Annotated in this window: 16 protein-coding genes and 1 tRNA gene; 13 read left to right on the forward strand and 4 right to left on the reverse strand. The window is 59.9% G+C overall.

The features are described from left to right. Positions 1-11: 11 nt before the first annotated feature. Entirely contained in the window at positions 12-1013 is a 1002-nt protein-coding gene (locus AC0L37_RS06890; RefSeq protein ID WP_282221605.1) for an alpha/beta hydrolase, read from the reverse strand. 264 nt (positions 1014-1277) lie between these two features. On the opposite strand from AC0L37_RS06890, the gene AC0L37_RS06895 reads away from it, so the two are divergent. Continuing rightward, positions 1278-3050, forward strand: coding sequence for an SLC13 family permease (locus AC0L37_RS06895; RefSeq protein ID WP_212657663.1), 1773 nt, complete (start codon positions 1278-1280; stop codon positions 3048-3050). A gap of 151 nt (positions 3051-3201) precedes the next feature. Beyond that, a complete protein-coding gene (locus AC0L37_RS06900; RefSeq protein ID WP_473314789.1) occupies positions 3202-4377 on the forward strand; it encodes a diguanylate cyclase domain-containing protein in 1176 nt (391 codons plus the stop codon). Between the two features lie 24 nt (positions 4378-4401). Here AC0L37_RS06900 and AC0L37_RS06905 read toward each other — a convergent pair whose 3' ends face one another. Continuing rightward, entirely contained in the window at positions 4402-4557 is a 156-nt protein-coding gene (locus AC0L37_RS06905; RefSeq protein WP_212657665.1) for a hypothetical protein, read from the reverse strand. A gap of 139 nt (positions 4558-4696) precedes the next feature. Between AC0L37_RS06905 and AC0L37_RS06910 the strand changes: the two genes are divergently transcribed. Together AC0L37_RS06910 and AC0L37_RS06915 are read left to right on the forward strand one after the other, a co-directional pair. Continuing rightward, positions 4697-5836 (forward strand): calcium:cation antiporter, encoded by a 1140-nt coding sequence (locus tag AC0L37_RS06910; protein WP_282221603.1) that lies wholly within the window; start codon positions 4697-4699, stop codon positions 5834-5836. Between the two features lie 134 nt (positions 5837-5970). Then, positions 5971-7146 (forward strand): transporter substrate-binding domain-containing protein, encoded by a 1176-nt coding sequence (locus AC0L37_RS06915; RefSeq protein ID WP_282221602.1) that lies wholly within the window; start codon positions 5971-5973, stop codon positions 7144-7146. 72 nt (positions 7147-7218) lie between these two features. Here AC0L37_RS06915 and AC0L37_RS06920 read toward each other — a convergent pair whose 3' ends face one another. Continuing rightward, on the reverse strand, positions 7219-7806 hold the full coding sequence (locus tag AC0L37_RS06920) for a HupE/UreJ family protein (RefSeq protein ID WP_282221601.1): 588 nt from the start codon (positions 7804-7806) through the stop codon (positions 7219-7221). Positions 7807-8005: 199 nt separating this feature from the next. Between AC0L37_RS06920 and AC0L37_RS06925 the strand changes: the two genes are divergently transcribed. Both AC0L37_RS06925 and AC0L37_RS06930 read left to right on the forward strand, forming a co-directional pair. Continuing rightward, positions 8006-8398 (forward strand): MAPEG family protein, encoded by a 393-nt coding sequence (locus AC0L37_RS06925; protein WP_212657668.1) that lies wholly within the window; start codon positions 8006-8008, stop codon positions 8396-8398. Positions 8399-8454: 56 nt separating this feature from the next. After that, positions 8455-8530 (forward strand) — tRNA-Trp (locus AC0L37_RS06930). Between the two features lie 151 nt (positions 8531-8681). Here the strand turns inward: AC0L37_RS06930 and AC0L37_RS06935 are convergent. After that, positions 8682-8963, reverse strand: a complete 282-nt coding sequence (locus AC0L37_RS06935; protein WP_212657669.1) for a hypothetical protein — start codon at positions 8961-8963, stop codon at positions 8682-8684. Between the two features lie 276 nt (positions 8964-9239). Between AC0L37_RS06935 and secE the strand changes: the two genes are divergently transcribed. From secE to rpoB, 7 genes are all read left to right on the forward strand, one after another. Next, positions 9240-9434: a preprotein translocase subunit SecE gene (secE, locus tag AC0L37_RS06940; protein ID WP_282221600.1), complete on the forward strand. Its 195-nt coding sequence runs from the start codon at positions 9240-9242 to the stop codon at positions 9432-9434. A 41-nt stretch (positions 9435-9475) separates the two neighbouring features. Continuing rightward, on the forward strand, positions 9476-10006 hold the full coding sequence (gene nusG, locus AC0L37_RS06945; RefSeq protein ID WP_212657671.1) for a transcription termination/antitermination protein NusG: 531 nt from the start codon (positions 9476-9478) through the stop codon (positions 10004-10006). A gap of 169 nt (positions 10007-10175) precedes the next feature. Continuing rightward, complete coding sequence (rplK, locus tag AC0L37_RS06950; RefSeq protein ID WP_212657672.1) at positions 10176-10604, forward strand: 50S ribosomal protein L11; 429 nt, start codon at positions 10176-10178, stop codon at positions 10602-10604. Between the two features lie 3 nt (positions 10605-10607). Next, a complete protein-coding gene (rplA, locus tag AC0L37_RS06955) occupies positions 10608-11294 on the forward strand; it encodes a 50S ribosomal protein L1 (RefSeq protein ID WP_212657673.1) in 687 nt (228 codons plus the stop codon). A gap of 308 nt (positions 11295-11602) precedes the next feature. Continuing rightward, the gene (gene rplJ, locus AC0L37_RS06960) at positions 11603-12124 is read left to right on the forward strand and encodes a 50S ribosomal protein L10 (protein ID WP_212657674.1); all 522 of its coding nucleotides are present in this window, start codon (positions 11603-11605) and stop codon (positions 12122-12124) included. Between the two features lie 66 nt (positions 12125-12190). After that, positions 12191-12568, forward strand: coding sequence for a 50S ribosomal protein L7/L12 (gene rplL, locus AC0L37_RS06965; RefSeq protein WP_212657675.1), 378 nt, complete (start codon positions 12191-12193; stop codon positions 12566-12568). A 351-nt stretch (positions 12569-12919) separates the two neighbouring features. Continuing rightward, complete coding sequence (gene rpoB / locus AC0L37_RS06970; protein ID WP_269368664.1) at positions 12920-17062, forward strand: DNA-directed RNA polymerase subunit beta; 4143 nt, start codon at positions 12920-12922, stop codon at positions 17060-17062. The last annotated feature ends 51 nt before the right edge of the window (positions 17063-17113 follow it).

Here is a 17113-nt window from a genome sequence, read left to right on the forward strand (position 1 = left end):
CGCCACCGGGATCAGGGATCTGGCGCCAGCCATTGGGCCAGGATCTCGGTGGCTTTCGGGCTTTCGACAAGGTCGAGATGCCCCAGATCGGGAACAATAGCGTATGTGCCGGCGCTGGTGTAGGTGCTCACCAGCGCCTGATAGGCATCGGCATAAAAGGCTTCATCATTGGCGCCAGCCAGCAGCAGGAAGGGCTGCTGCATCGCCGACAGGTCAGCTGCCAGATCACGGCGGGGGGAATAGCCGGTATTGAGGCGATAGCTATAGCTGGTGGTGGCCGTATGGCCCTGGGGGCCGTCCAGCACCGCCTGTGGGAAGGCAAAGCTAATCACCGGAAGGCCGTTTAATGCGGTAATGCCGATCTGGTTGAACAGCACCAGCCCGATGATCCGGCGGATTGCAACCTGGGCCCAGCCCCCGGAATCGGGGCGGCTGGTGGTGGCATTCTCGCCCAGAAACGGCGCCAGCAGCACAAAGCGATCGGCCAGCGCGCCATGGGTGCCGCCGGCAAACCGTACCACCAGACCACCGCCGGATGAGTGCCCGCCCAGCACGATTTCGGCGTCGGGCTGTACGGTTTGCAGCATGGCAATCAGATCGGCCAGATCGTCCTCATATTGCGCGATATAGTCGATATCGCCGCGCCGTTCCGGTTCGATGCCATGGCCGCGCAGATCGGGCACGATCACGGCAGTCTTGCCGGTCTCGGCCAGCGCCGTGGCCATGGTGTTGAACTGGGCGCCATGCCAGCCCGAGCCGTGCACGAGCACCAGAATACGAGGGGCATTGGCCAGCTCGCCATAGCTGCGGAATGGCAGATTGGCCCCATCACGGGCCTGATAGAATTGCTGCTCGGGCAGGGGATGCTGGGGGCTGTCGGCGATGCTGGCAAAATCGAGCCCACCGCTTGGCGTGGCCGGTGCCTGCGACGGCGCGTCGGTGAGCGTCAACAGCGTTGCCAGTCCCAGATATAGACACGCCAGCGCCAGCGGAATGATCAGAAACAGTTTCATGCAGGTGCCTGACTGGTTGGGCTGGGGCGCCGGGTCTCTCAATGAGGTGCTGCCTGTATAGTGTCTTTTATTGAACAGGGCCAACTACATATGCCCTGTTTCGGGCAGAGTTCGATGGAAAGCATCGCCTTGATTTGCTCGCGTGGCGCTGGTTTTCCCTGCTGGTCGCGGATCGGCGGACAATTGGGTGGCAGTGCTGGGCGCACGCGCGTCTATCTGGTAAGGCGTGGGTTCTCTTTTCGACTTCCAGCGAGTGCGGCCCCTGTGACTTACGAGCAGATTTTTCTCTTCACGCTTCTCGGTTTTGTCTTCGCGTTTCTGGTCTGGGGGCGCATTCGCTACGATCTGGTGGCGTTCTCGGCGCTGATCATTGCGGTGATTGGCGGGGTGGTGCCGATGGAGCACGCCTTTGAGGGTTTTGGCCATGAAGCGGTGATCATCATCGCGCTGGTATTGATCGTGTCGCGGGCGATGATGAATGCCGGGGCGGTCGAGCTGGTGGCCCGGCTGGTGATCTCGCCGGACCGGCCGCTGTCGACCCATATCGGCATCATGTCGGTGGTGGGGGCGGCCATGTCGGCCATCATCAATAATGTCGCGGCACTGGTCATGCTGATGACGCTGGATATCGAGGCCGCCAAAAAGGCCAAGCGTGCCGTATCGCGCTCGCTGATGCCGTTATCGTTTGCCACCATTCTGGGCGGCATGATCACGCTGATCGGTACCCCGCCCAATATCGTGATCGCCCAGTTCCGCGAGCGCGCGCTGGGCACGCCGTTCTCGATGTTTGATTTCTCTCCCGTGGGACTGGTCTGCGCCGTGGTCGGCATTGTCTTTGTGACAACCATTGGCTGGCGCCTGCTGCCCGAGGCAGGCACTGAAGGCACTGCCAGCGAAGCCAGCGATAGCGGGCTGTTTGTGGCCGAAGCGGCGCTGGACGAAAAGTCCAAGACGATGGGCCAGACACCGGGCGATCTGATGCCGTTGGCCGATGAGCACGATGTCACCATTCTAGGGCTGGTGCGCAATGGCAAGCGTCTGCCGGGCTTTGCCAGCAATGAGGAAATCCGGGCCAGCGATCTGTTGGTGCTCGAGGGTGACCCCAAGGCTATCGAAGCCTTTATTGGCGCGGCCGAGCTCAAGGCGCAGGGCGCCGAGGATCATGGTGGATTGCGCGGCAAGTCGCTGACGCTGGTCGAGGCGATCGTGCCCGATAATGCCCGCATTGTCGGGCGTACCGCTATGGGGCTGCGCCTGCTGTATCGGCGCGGGGTTACCCTGCTGGGCGTGTCGCGCCAGGGCAAGCGCTTCCGCGAGCGGGTGCGCAAGCTGCCGATCCTGCCCGGTGATGTGGTGCTGCTGCTGGGGCCCGAGGCCCGTGTCGCGGACGCAGCCGAATGGCTGGGCGTGCTGCCGCTGGCCGAAAAGAGCCATGTCGTGGTGCAACGCAACAAGGCGCTGTTTGCCATTGGCGCCTTCGGTATTGGCGTGGCCGCGGCCGTGGCCGGGCTGATGCCGCTCGCCATTGCGCTGGCGGCGGTTGTGGCGGTCTATGCGCTGACCAATATTGTGGGCGCGCGCGAGGTCTATGAGGCCGTCGAATGGCCGGTGATCGTGCTGCTGGCCTCACTGATCCCGCTGGGGCTGGCGCTGGAGAGTTCGGGCGGCACGCTGCTGATTGCCGAGGCGATCCTGTCGCTGACCGGCTCACTGCCGACCTGGGGCATTCTGGCGCTGCTGATGGTGGTCACCATGACCCTGTCCGATTTCCTGAACAATGTGGCGACAGCTTTGATCGCGGCGCCCGTGGGGCTGTCCATTGCGCAGTCGCTGGAAGTGTCGCCCGATCCGTTCCTGATGGGCGTGGCCGTGGCGGCCTCCTGTGCTTTCCTTACGCCGATCGGGCACAAGAACAACACCATCATCATGGGCCCCGGCGGCTACCGCTTTGGCGATTACTGGCGCATGGGTCTGCCGCTGGAAATCCTGATCATCGTGGTCGCCGTGCCCTCGATCCTGTTCTTCTGGCCGCTCTAGCGGCTGGAGGGACAAGCAGCTGGTGTTCAATGGATTAGAATGGTCGTGCACGCCGCTACGTTAATGCAACGACACCAACCGTCGATGATTTGCAGTCGCGACTAAAGCCGCCGTAAACAACTGTCGTGATATCGAGCCGATCAGTGCAATAATGATCGTGCGACCAATGCTGCGTCAAACCGAACAGATCGATGTCTACAAGGCCCTGGTATCAGCGCTTGCTGATAACCTGCTGCCAACGGTGGCAATTGGGGCGGCCTTTCTTGGCGTTGGACTTTACGCATTTAGCGAGACTGGCGCGGTTGCGGCACTGGGTATCACGATCCTTGGAGTCGTGGCCTCAGTCCTCAAGGCTGTATTGATCCTGTTTCATCGTCGCGCCCTTGCCCAGGGGGCGCCGACGCTCGCGGTCATCAAACGGTTCGAGGCCGCGCACGCGGTTACGACATGGTGCATGGCGGGGCTTATCGGTGCCCTGTGCGCGTTCTTGTTTTCGTTGCCCACGCTGTCCCTGCATCTGGTGGCAACCGCCTTGCTGTTTGGGTATTGCGCGGGCCTGGCGACCCGCATTTCAGTCCGCCCAAAGATCGCAATGGGCGCGGTCATCCTCGCCGCAGGCGTGGCAATTGTCGCAGCGATGGTCTTCACCCAGGATGCCCGGTTCCTGATCGGCGCCGTATTCGTGCTGTTTCTCGTCAGCGCCGTGGAGACCATTGCCTATCTGCATCGAAATGCCTGCGGCCTGATCACCATGCGCCTGCAGATGGCGCAACTGGCACGGCTTGATCCATTGACATCGCTGTCCAACCGTCTGGGCTTGCAGGAGGCCGTCGAAGAGTTGCCGCGTGATGCGTCTGGCTCGATTGCGGTGCACACTTTCGACCTGGATGGCTTCAAGGCGGTCAATGATCAGTTCGGCCATGCCACCGGGGACCGGCTGCTGCAGGCCCTCTCCGAACGGCTCCGCCGGCTTGTGGGTGAGAACGATATCGTCGCCCGCGTCGGCGGCGATGAGTTCGTGGTCTTGCAGCCAGATCTGGACGGGCAGTCCGACCCGGAACGATTGGCACAGCGTATCCATCGTAACCTGACCGAGCCTTATGAACTGGGCACCGACCAGCCAATCAGCGTGGGGCTCAGCCTTGGCTACAGCATTGCCCCCGTTCGCACAGCGTCACTGGACGCGCTGCTGCACGAGGCCGACGCGGCAAGCTACAAGGTCAAGAGAAATGGCGGCGGTTTTCGTCCCCATAACACTCCACCGTCCGGCCCCGGATCAGCGCGCAAGAACAGCGCGGCGAGGGCCGCCGCCAGCCTCGCGAGCTAGGCTTGGCCCGTTAGGGGGGGCTACTCACCCCGCGAAAAAGCCGCCGATAAAATAGGGCCAGAGGATCAGGCCGAGCACGCCCTGCCAGAAGCCAAGCTTGAGAAAGCCGATAGTGAAGAGCCAGCCGGCGAACCAGAAGGCGCCGAGCGAGCTGTGCTGGGTGATATGGATGCGGTTCATGGATCGATCTCCCTCTTGGTAACCCAATAGTGGTCCCTTTGCGCCAGACTGTCTTGATCAGGATCAAGCCAGTGGACGCTGGGCAAGCGACAGCAGTGACTTGATCGCGAGATTTCAGATGAGGGCCGGGGGCAGAGCCATGGATGCGAGCGATAGCGCGACGATAGCAGTACCGGGACCAAGCGGGCCGTGGCGGCGCATCAAGCGGGAGTGGTTTCTCGCCATTGCGGTGCTGACCTGCGCCATCTTTGTACTGTTTGGCGACGTAATTTTTGCAAGCCTGGGCAATTACCTGACACTGGGACTGGTGTTCGTCTGGTTGTTTGCCGTGGTGATCGGCTCAGCCCTGGGCGTTGTGCGCCACGCCGAAGCCATTTCGCGGCGTCTGGGCGAGCCCTATGGCACGCTGGTGCTGACCCTGTCGATTACCGCCATTGAGGTGATGAGCATTACCGCGGTGATGCTGCATGGCGAGAACAATCCGACGCTGTTGCGTGACACGATGTTTTCCGTGGTGATGATCCTGATGGGCGGCACGATCGGGCTATCGCTGCTGCTGGGGGCGCTGCGCCATCGCGAGCAATCGATCAATCTGCAGGGCGCCAATGCTTATCTCGGCGTGATCGTGCCACTGGCCGTGCTGAGCATGGTGCTGCCCGACTTTACCAGCACGACGGACGGTCCGACCCTTTCTTTGGTGCAACAGATCATGCTGGGCACGATAGCGGGTGGGCTCTATTTCACCTTCCTGCTGATCCAGACCGGGCGTCATCGCAGCTATTTCACCCAGCCCGATGCTGTCGACAGGGCCGAGGAACAGGCCTCTGGCGCGCTCCCGCTGCATTTCGGACTCCTGCTGGCCTATATCGTACCGGTCGTGCTGCTGGTGGAACAACTGGCCCGCCCGATCGACTACGTCATCGAGACGCTGGGGGCGCCACATATGGTGGGTGGTGTGATGGTGGCCATACTGGTGGCCACGCCCGAAGGGATTGGTGGCATCAAGGCCGCCCTGCGCAACGAATTGCAAACGTCGGTCAATGTGTTCCTGGGTGGTGTGTTGGCCACGATCGGGCTGACGGTGCCGATTATGCTGGTGCTGGCCCACATGCTGGGGCTCGACCTGATCCTGGGCCTGCAGTCGAGCAATCTGGTGCTGCTGATGCTGATGCTGGCGGTCAGCGTGATCACGTTTTCCAGTGGGCGCACCAATCTGCTGCAGGGTGCGGTGCACCTGCTGCTGTTCGGGGCCTTCCTGATCCTGCTGTTTGAGGGCTGAGCCCGGAGGTTTTTGGATTCTGGTTAGTTTTGCGCAACCAAACTGTTGTCCAATGCGCCACAACCCGCCTTAGACACAGCGCCCAGGCACGCATGGCCGAGCCATGGCCTGGGCGCCCAGCGAAAGTGCCTGAATTGATCGACAAGCTCCGTTCCGTCCTCGCCGCTCATCGGGCTATGCAATTGGTAACCGCGTCGCTACCGGACAGGCGCGCGATAGCCCTGCTGCTTGCGGTTATCTGTAATCTGGTTCTGGCCGGGGCGGCAACGGCCCAGAACGCAACGCCCCCGACACCGAGTGCAGCGCAACCGGTAACCGTTGGGTATCACGTCAGTCCGCCCTTTGTGATGCGCGACGGCGATGGGGCGCTGGGCGGAATGGCTATCGAGCTTTGGGAGGAGATCGCCCGGGGGCTCGGCTACAACTCCGACTATGTCGAATACCCAACCATTGGCGCCTTGTTGGCGGCGACCGAGGCGGGCGAAATCGACATTGCCACCAGCAATATCTCGATCACCGAGGATCGCGCCGCTGTGGTCGATTTTACCCAGCCCTGGTTTGACGGTGGGCTGCGGGTGATGATCGACGAGAGCGGCACCACTACGGCGGGCGATATCTGGAGCGGGCTGAGCAATGCTGGTTACCTCAAGGCCTATGGTTGGATTGTCCTGCTCATCGTTGCGGCCACGCTGGGGCTGACCCTGTTCGACCGGCGCTTTGACAAGGATTTTCCCAAGCGCTGGCGCGAGGGCGTGGCCGAGAGTTTTTATGCCATCATGCTGTTGGTGACCAAGGGGACCTTGCCCGGACGCACCCGCCTGTTTGGCTGGCTGGGGCGCATCTTCTCCGCCCTCTGGCTGATCATCGGCATCGCCGCCTTTGCCTATGTCACCTCTTCGGTGACCAGCGTGATGACCAGCCTGGCCATCGAAGGCACCATTAACGGCCCCGATGATCTTGAGGGGCATACCATTGGCGTGCTGGAGGGCAGTGTGGGCGAGCGCGCCATGCTGGCGGACTATGTCGACATTCGCCGCTTTGAGGGGATTGAAGCGGCTGTGCAGGCGTTGCGTGACAATCGGGTGGATGCGGTGGTGCACGATGCGCCGGTGCTGGAATACTATAAGCTGCAGCACCCTGATCTGAGCCTGGATGTGGTAGGACGAATTTTCCAGCCCGACAAATACGGCTTCTCGCTACCCTATGCCGACAATTCGCTGATCATTCCCGTGACCGTCAATCTGCTTGGCCTCAAGGAAGACGGCTTCCTCGATACGCTGGAAAACGCCTATTTCGGCGACGAGCGCTAAGCGCACTGGTTTGTCCGGTTTGCGGCGCTGGCTCCACGGGATCGTGGCCAGCGCCGTTTGCGTGTTCGGTCGTCAGATCCAGCCGGCCAGCACGCCAGCGCCCATCAGCGCACCAGTTGCGGCTGCGGCGCGCACCAGATTGGCGCCGTGACGGCCTGTCAGGCGGCGCAGGGTCCGCGTTGCCGCAACGCCGGTGGTGCAGATCATGGCCGTGGCCGCAGTAAAGCCCAGTGCATAATTCAGCGCGTCGCCACCCGCGGGCATTTCAGCGCCATGGGCATGGCCGTGGAACAGCGCGAAGCTGCCGACCAACGCCATGGCACCAGCCAGGGGAAGGGGGCGTTTGAGGGCCGCAGCCAGACCGATCACCACGCTGGAGAGCGCAATGGCCAGTTCCACATAGGGCAGGCCGATCTGCGCCACACCCAGGGCAAAGCCGGCAATCATCATCGCCAGAAAGCTCAACGGCACCAGAAACAGTGCGCGACCGCCTAGCACCGCCGCGAAAATGCCCACGACCAGCATGGCCAGCACATGGTCCGGCCCGGCCAACGGATGGCTAAGGCCAGCCAGCAGGGTCATTGTGGTGCCATGACCGGTATGAGCGAAAGCGAGGGTGGGGGAGGTGACCAGCAAGATCAGAGCGAGCAGAAGGCGCATCGGTTTCCTTCCGGGACCGGTTGGTCCCTGAGTGAACATGTCGGCAGCCGCCGCGGATTCCCAAAACTCGCCTGATCTTTATTGGCTGGCTGGCGGGATTTGTAAATGCCGGTCTGGTGCGATTGGCGGTGAACTGATCGGTTGTACTCAACGTTAGCAGTCTGCTAGCCCGTTCAGGCAACCTACCAAGGCTTTTCGTATGCTCGGCATCATCCTTCTCGTTCTGCTTCTGCTGCTCGTGCAGGTGCTTATGCCCGCCTATTACCTTACCCGGCAGGTGGGCCCCGAAAAGCAGATGGGGACGCGCGACGCGTTGCCCGAGCCGACCCAGCCGCTGGCGCGGTCGCGGCGAGCGCTGTCCAACCTGCAGGAAACGCTGCCGATTTTCCTGGTTCTGGCGGTGCTGTGCATTGTTCTGGGCGAGCAGGGCTGGCTGGCTTTGACCGGCGCGAGCGTCTATCTGCTCGGCCGGGTGGGCCATGTGGTGAGCTATATGGCCGGCTTATCCCCGTGGCGCTCGGTGTGCTTTACACTGGCGCTGGTCGGCACGGTGATGATGGCCCTGCCACTTTTGCCCCATATCTGGATGTAAGGCACGGAAGGGTCTTGCGAAGTCACCGCTTTGCCATTAGACACAGCCTCGCCTGAAGGGGTTTAGCTCAGTTGGTAGAGCATCGGTCTCCAAAACCGAGGGTCGTGGGTTCGAGTCCCCCAGCCCCTGCCAGGCACAATCAGTTCTACCGCTGATTTTCCGGTCGCCCTGGCCGCCGGACCTCCCACCCGAACCTTGTGACTATACCTGCAACGGCTTTCCGCGCCGTGGCCCATGGGATGGTTGGTAGAATTTTGTGCTTGCTGGCAACACTTTGGCCGCATTACTCGGCAGCGTTGCGGACCTTGTCGGTGTGTCGGGCCTTGAGCCGGTTGAGCTGATGGGCGGCATGCGCCAATAGCGCTGTGCGTACCTGCTCGGAAGCGACATGGCCGACATCGGCCTTGACCTTGAGGTCAAGTGGATAGCGGCTCACATTGCCCATGAAGTGCTCTTCGATCTGCACGCGCACGATGCCGGTAACACGGCCTTCAATGGCGGGGTGGGGCCCGAAATAGCGCAGTTCACACGCGGTGATCTCGAAAGACGCTGCAGTATCTGTCATCACACGCCTCCCGCTCGAAAATTAATTCCACTGCGGGTCATTAAAATCCCACACAGTCCGCAGATCAAGAACAGATCGATGTGACATGCGTGTGTCGTTAACTGGCGTGGTTAGCCCTGGCGCCTGGGTCCGCGCAGATTTTGCGGGGGGCTGCCAGATTCTTGGAGCACCCTGTTGCTTTTGACAGGGAGTTTCTCTAGATACCCACATTCCAGCCGTGCGGGATTCCTGCGCGGCCTTTGGTTTTGCACCAAAACACCAAAGTGAGATTCGCCTATGGCCCGTACGAACCCAATCACGTTCCTGCAGCAAGTGCGGCAGGAAGTTTCCAAGGTCACCTGGCCGGGGCGAAGCGAAGTCCTGATCTCCACGATCATGGTCATCGTGCTGGTGATTGCGGCGAGCCTGTTTTTTCTGGCAGCCGATCAGGTCATTTCATGGCTGGTCGCGCTGATGCTTTCGATCCGCTAGTCGGATCACGGACACATAACTACTAGGAGCGGCGACGCTTTATGGCCATGCGCTGGTATATCGTTCAAGCTTACTCGAATTTCGAGCGCAAGGTGGCGGAAGATATCCGTCAGAAGGTTGCGCAGAAGAAGCTCGAGCATCTGTTTGAAGACGTGATCGTGCCGACCGAAAAGGTCGTCGAGATCCGCCGTGGCCGCAAGGTCGACGCTGAACGCAAGTTCTTCCCGGGCTACGTGCTGGTGAAGATGGATATGACCGACGAGGCCTTCCATCTGATCAAGAACACGCCAAAGGTCACCGGCTTCCTCGGTTCGGACAACAAGCCGATGCCGATCTCGGAGAAGGAAGCCCAGGGCATTCTGCAGCAAGTGCAGGAAGGTGTTGAGCATCCCAAGCCATCGGTGTCGTTCGAAGTGGGCGAGAATGTCCGCGTGTCCGATGGTCCATTCGCCAGCTTCAATGGTGTGGTCGAAGAAGTCGATGAAGAGCGCGCCCGCCTCAAGGTGGAAGTGTCGATCTTTGGTCGGCCGACCCCGGTCGAGCTGGAATACGGTCAGGTCGAAAAGGTCTGACCCGCTGCTGCCTTCGGGCAGCATCAGGAATTCCGGCGTGAGCCGGATACGCCGGGGCAACCCGGTGAAATCTGTGGAAGAGGGCGGTGGCTGCCAGGCTGCCGGGTAAACCTCGGACCACAGCGTCAAACGGTCCGCGTGACAGCGGGCGAACATAGATAGGACGATTATGGCAAAGAAAATCGTTGGCTACGTAAAGCTGCAGGTGCCCGCGGGCTCCGCGACACCATCCCCGCCAATCGGCCCAGCACTGGGTCAGCGCGGTCTGAACATCATGGAATTCTGCAAGGCGTTCAACGCTGCCACGCAGGAAATGGAAAAGGGTTCGCCCATTCCAGTCGTGATCACCGCCTATGCCGACAAGAGCTTCACCTACACGATGAAGCAGCCGCCGGTATCCTTCTTCATCAAGAAGGCCGTGAACCTGAAGTCGGGCAGCAAGCTGCCAGGCAAGGAATCGGCCGGTACGATCACCGTGGCTCAGCTGCGCACGATCGCTGAAAAGAAGATGGCTGATCTCAATGCCGACGATATCGACGCTGCTGTGTCGATGATCGCTGGCTCTGCCCGTTCCATGGGCATTCAGGTCGAGGGTTGATAGATGGCTGGCAAGAATTTCAAGAAGGCCCTTGAGGGCATCGACCGCAACAAGCTGTACAAGCTTGATGAGGCCGTGAAGATGGTCAAGTCGCGCTCGACTGCAAAGTTCGACGAGACGATCGAAATCGCGATCAACCTGGGTGTTGACCCCCGTCACGCTGACCAGATGGTCCGCGGTGTCGTCAGCCTGCCAAACGGCACTGGCAAGACCGTGCGCGTTGCCGTGTTCGCCAAGGATGCCAAGGCTGATGAAGCCAAGGCCGCCGGTGCAGACATCGTTGGCGCAGAAGACCTGATGGAAGCCATTCAGGGCGGCAAGATCGATTTCGATCGTTGCATTGCTACCCCTGACATGATGCCGCTGGTCGGTCGTCTGGGCAAAATCCTGGGCCCACGCAACCTGATGCCAAACCCCAAGGTCGGCACGGTTACGCCTGACGTTGCTGGTGCCGTCAAGGCTGCCAAGGGCGGCGCTGTTGAGTTCCGCGTCGAAAAGGCCGGTATCCTGCACGCTGGCGTTGGCAAGGTTTCGTTCTCCGAAGAAGCTCTGCTGCAGAACATCAAGGCGTTCACCGACGCCGTGATCAAGTCCAAGCCAGCTGGCTCCAAGGGCACTTACGTCAAGCGCGTTGCCGTGTCCTCGACCATGGGCCCTGGCGTGCATGTCGAGCCCGCTTCGGCAATGTAATTCGAATTCCGGGCGGTTTCGACCGCCCGGATTTGCTGCTCTCTGAGTGGCAAAAGTCCTGTCCGAGACTGCCGGTGCCAGCCGATTTGGGTTGGCTTAATTTCGCAAGATGCCAGCATAGATGGGGTGAAGACCGAAATTTCTGTCCGCAAGGGCAGGGTGTCGGTTCGAACCAGGCCAGTTGCCCTGCCGGGCAGCACGGTTGACAGGCATGTAACCGTTGCTCCTCTCCTCCTTTATGGAGATCGGAGGGCAGCAATTGGCAATGGCCCGGCTGACTTTCGCCGGGCTCAATGTGGAGACTAGTTGTGGAAAGAGCGGAAAAGCGTGAGCTTGTCGCATCGCTTCAGTCAGCCCTCTCGGGTGCTGGATCGATCGTACTTGCGCAGAATACCGGTCTGACTGTGGCCAATCTGGAGACGCTTCGCCGCGAGGTGAAGGGTGCCGGTGGCTTTGTCAAGATCGCTAAAAACCGTCTTGCCAAGCTTGCTCTTAAAGAAACCGACAATGCGGACATGTCGGGCCTTCTCGTAGGCCCGATCGTCATCGCTTATGCGGCCGACCCCATGACTGCGCCCAAGATTGCGGCAAAGTTTGCTGAAAAGAACGCGAAATACGTCGTTCTTGGTGGCGCCATGGGGCAGACCGCTCTTGATGCTGAAAACGTCAAGGCGCTGTCGACCATGCCGTCGCTCGACGAACTGCGCGCCACGCTGGCCGGGATGCTCAAGCAGCCCGCTACGCGTATCGCTTCTGTCGTCGTGGCACCGGCTGGCGGCATTGCCCGCGTTTTGGCCGCGCATGCGGAAAAGAGCAACGAAGCAGCGTAACCCCATCGGTCCTTTCAAAGGGCCACTTTGGTTTGAACTGAACACGTAAAAAGAGAGATTTATCAAATGGCTGATCTCGCCAAGATTGTAGACGACCTGTCTGCCCTGACCGTTCTGGAAGCTTCCGAACTGTCGAAGATGCTCGAAGAGAAGTGGGGCGTTTCCGCTGCCGCTCCTGTGGCTGTTGCTGCTGCTGGTGGCGCTGCTGCCGGTGGTGCTGCTGCTGAAGAAAAGACTGAATTTGACGTGATCCTCGCCTCGTTCGGCGACAACAAGATCAACGTCATTAAGGAAGTCCGTGCGATCACCGGTCTGGGCCTGGGCGAAGCCAAGGCACTGGTCGAAGGCGCTCCGAAGGCTGTCAAGGAAGGTGCCTCCAAGGCCGAAGCCGAAGACATCCAGAAGAAGCTGGAAGCTGCTGGCGCCAAGGTCGAACTCAAGTAGTTCCGACTTTCGCCTTGAAATTTGCGAGATGGCGCGTTAAGTGCCATCTCGCTACGTCGTCTCTTAGAGATGATTCGCCGGGCCGATTGGATGGGCACCAGGCGCCAATTTGCGGAATATATGACGAATTTGATGTCTGAGGTGCGCTAACGTTCTTTAGACCTCGTGGCTGCTGGCCCGGGGTTTTTGGCGTTTTTGCATTGAATGCAGTTCCTGTGGCTCGGAGCAGCGCAATGACATCACCAGGCCTGATGACAAATTAACAGGGCAAATATCCTGATACCCGCCGGCTGATTGTCGGGTCTTTGGATATCTGCCTCCGAGACAATCGCTATAGAAACAGGAGCTTTCATGGCTACCACGTTCAACGGCCGCCGCAAGGTACGCAAGTCCTTCGGGTCCATTCGCGAAGTCACGGAGATGCCCAATCTGATCGAGGTCCAGAAGGCCTCTTATGATCAGTTTCTGCTCGTCGACGAACCCAAAGAGGGTCGTCCAGACGAGGGGCTTCAGTCCGTGTTCCGTTCGGTCTTCCCGATCACCGACTTTTCCAACACTGCATCGCTTGAATTCGTCAAATACGAGTTCGAGCAGCCCAAGTATGACATTGACGAGTGCCGTGCGCGCGACATCACGTTCGCTGCCCCACTCAAGGTGACGCTTCGCCTGATCGTGTTTGAAGTCGATGAAGAAACCGGCGCCCGTTCTGTCAAGGACATCAAGGAGCAGGACGTCTATATGGGCGACATGCCCTTCATGACGTCGAACGGTACCTTTATCGTCAACGGCACCGAGCGCGTGATTGTTTCGCAGATGCACCGTTCGCCTGGTGTGTTCTTCGATCACGACAAGGGCAAGACGCATTCTTCGGGCAAGCTGCTGTTTGCTGGCCGTATCATTCCGTACCGCGGTAGTTGGCTCGATATCGAGTTTGACGCCAAGGACGTGGTGTTTGCGCGTATCGACCGTCGCCGCAAGATCCCGGTAACGAGCCTGCTCAAGGCTCTGGGCATGGATACAGAAGAAATTCTGTCGACCTATTACAACACCCTCACCTTCGAGAAGACCGCAAGCGGCTGGCAGAAGCCATACGATGCGGAGAAGATGAAGAACGCCAAGCCAAACGCTGACCTGATCGACGCCAAGACCGGCGACGTGGTTCACGAAGCTGGCAAGAAGCTCTCGGCGCGTCAGGCCAAGAAGCTGGCCGAAAACGGCCTGACACACCTGCTGGCGGTCGATGAAGACCTCTATGGCATGTATGTCGCCGAAGACCTGATCAACATGCAGACTGGTGAAGTCTACATGGAAGCAGGCGACGAGATCGACGAGAAGAACCTCGAACAGCTGGGCGAACTGGGCTTTGACGAGCTGCCGATCCTGGACATCGATCACGTTTCGATCGGCGCCTACATCCGCAACACGCTGGCCGTGGACAAGAACGAGACGCGTGAAGACGCGCTGTTCGACATCTACCGCGTGATGCGTCCAGGTGAGCCACCAACCGTGGACACTGCCGAAGCCATGTTCCAGTCGCTGTTCTTTGACAGCGAGCGCTATGACCTGTCCGCTGTGGGCCGCGTCAAGATGAACATGCGCCTTGAGCTCGATGCGCCCGACACCATGCGCACCCTGCGCAAGGAAGACATTGTTGAAGTCGTCCGTACGCTGGTCGACCTGCGCGATGGTCGCGGCGAAATCGACGACATCGACAACCTCGGCAACCGTCGTGTGCGTTCGGTCGGCGAGCTGATGGAAAACTCCTATCGCCTTGGTCTGCTCCGCATGGAGCGTGCCATCAAGGAGCGCATGAGCTCGGTCGAAATCGACACGGTCATGCCGCAGGATCTGATCAACGCAAAGCCGGCTGCCGCCGCCGTGCGTGAGTTCTTTGGTTCGAGCCAGCTCAGCCAGTTCATGGATCAGACCAATCCGCTCTCGGAAATCACCCACAAGCGTCGCCTGTCGGCGCTTGGGCCTGGTGGTCTGACCCGCGAGCGTGCCGGCTTTGAAGTCCGTGACGTGCATCCGACCCATTACGGCCGTATCTGTCCGATTGAGACCCCTGAAGGTCCAAATATTGGTCTGATCAACTCGCTGTCGACCTTTGCGCGCGTCAACAAGTACGGTTTCATCGAGACCCCGTACCGCAAGATCGTGGACGGCAAGCTGACCGACGACGTGGTCTATCTCTCCGCCATGGAAGAGGCCAAGCACTACGTCGCGCAGGCCAACGTGACCTTCAACGACAAGCTTGAGCTCGAGCATGATCTGGTTGTGGCTCGCCACGCTGGTGACAACGGCCTGACGCCCAAGGAAAACGTCGATCTGATGGACGTTTCGCCCAAGCAGATGGTTTCGGTTGCTGCTTCGCTGATCCCGTTCCTTGAGAACGACGACGCCAACCGCGCTCTGATGGGTTCGAACATGCAGCGTCAGGCTGTGCCGCTGCTGCGCGCTCATGCGCCGTTCGTCGGTACCGGCATGGAAGCAGTTGTGGCCCGTGACTCCGGCGCCGCCATTGTGTCCAAGCGCAAGGGTATCGTTGACCAGGTTGACGCGACCCGTATCGTTATTCGTGCGACCGAAGAGACTGATGCGTCCAAGTCGGGCGTGGACATCTACAACCTGATGAAGTTCCAGCGTTCGAACCAGTCGACCTGCATCAACCAGCGTCCGCTGGTCGTGGTGGGCGATCACGTCAACGCCGGCGACATCATCGCCGACGGTCCATCCACCGAGCTGGGCGATCTGGCTCTGGGTCGTAACGTGCTCGTCGCGTTCATGCCCTGGAATGGCTACAACTTCGAAGATTCCATTCTGCTGAGCGAGAAGATCGCGATGCAGGACGTCTTCACCTCGATCCATATCGAGGAATATGAAGTGATGGCTCGCGACACCAAGCTGGGTCCTGAAGAAATCACGCGCGACATTCCAAACGTGTCGGAAGAAGCGCTGAAGAACCTGGACGAAGCAGGTATCGTGCATATCGGTGCCGAAGTGGCTCCTGGTGACATTCTGGTCGGCAAGATCACCCCCAAGGGTGAATCGCCAATGACGCCGGAAGAAAAGCTTCTGCGCGCCATCTTTGGCGAGAAGGCCTCTGACGTTCGTGACACCTCCTTGCGCGTGCCGCCAGGCGATGCTGGTACTGTTGTTGAAGTGCGCGTGTTCAATCGCCACGGCATCGACAAGGACGAGCGCGCCATGGCTATCGAGCGCGAGGAAATCGAGCGTCTTGCCAAGGACCGTGATGACGAACAGTCGATCCTGGACCGCAACGTGTATGCGCGTCTCAAGGAAATGCTGTTTGGCAAGGCTGCGACGGCAGGCCCCAAGGGCTATGTTGTTGGCACCAAGCTCAATGACCAGATGTTCGAAGCGCAGCCACGTTCGAAGTGGTGGCAGTTCGCGGTCGATGACGACAAGGTCATGACCGAGATGGAAGCCCTTCATGCACAGTATGAAGAGAGCCGTCGTCTGCTCGAGCAGCGTTTCATCGACAAGGTGGACAAGCTGCAGCGCGGTGACGAGCTGCCTCCTGGTGTGATGAAGATGGTCAAGGTGTTCATCGCGACCAAGCGCAAGATCCAGCCAGGCGACAAGATGGCCGGTCGTCACGGTAACAAGGGTGTGGTTTCCCGCATCGTTCCCGTTGAAGACATGCCGTACCTCGAAGACGGTACCTCGGTCGACATCGTGCTGAATCCGCTGGGTGTGCCATCGCGCATGAATGTGGGCCAGATCCTCGAGACGCATCTGGGCTGGGCTTGTGCCGGCATGGGTCGCAAGATCGATGAGATGGTTCGCGCCTATCAGCGAAATGGCGATCTCAAGCCACTCCGCCTGGAAATCCAGGACCTGTTTGCCGGTGATGAGTCCATTACCGACCTCGATGACGACGGCATGGTCCGTCTCGGCGAGCACCTCTCAAAGGGTGTTTCGATCGCGACGCCAGTGTTCGACGGCGCCAAGGAAGCAGACATTGTGGTCATGCTCGAACGGGCAGGGCTGAAGGCTTCGGGTCAGTCGACAGTGTTCGATGGTCGTAGCGGCGAGCAGTTCGATCGTCAGGTGACGGTTGGGTATATCTACATGCTCAAGCTCGACCACCTTGTGGACAACAAGATCCACGCGCGTTCGATCGGTCCGTACTCGCTGGTTACCCAGCAGCCACTGGGCGGCAAGGCCCAGTTTGGTGGTCAGCGCTTCGGCGAGATGGAAGTGTGGGCTCTGGAAGCCTACGGCGCGGCGTATACGCTGCAGGAAATGCTTACCATCAAGTCGGACGACGTGGCGGGTCGTACCAAGGTCTACGAAGCCATTGTGCGTGGCGACGATACGTTCGAAGCGGGTATCCCCGAGAGCTTCAACGTTCTGGTCAAGGAAATCCGTTCACTCGGTCTCAATGTCGAACTCGACATGCGCGAGATCGAAGACGGTTCCGAACAGGCCGAAGCGGAGCTCGCACCTCCTCAGGAAGCGGCGGAATAATCCGGCACTTCCTACCCCCATTCACTTCCGGAAAGGACCGGGCCATCGCCC

The organism is Devosia sp. J2-20, assembly GCF_055808475.1.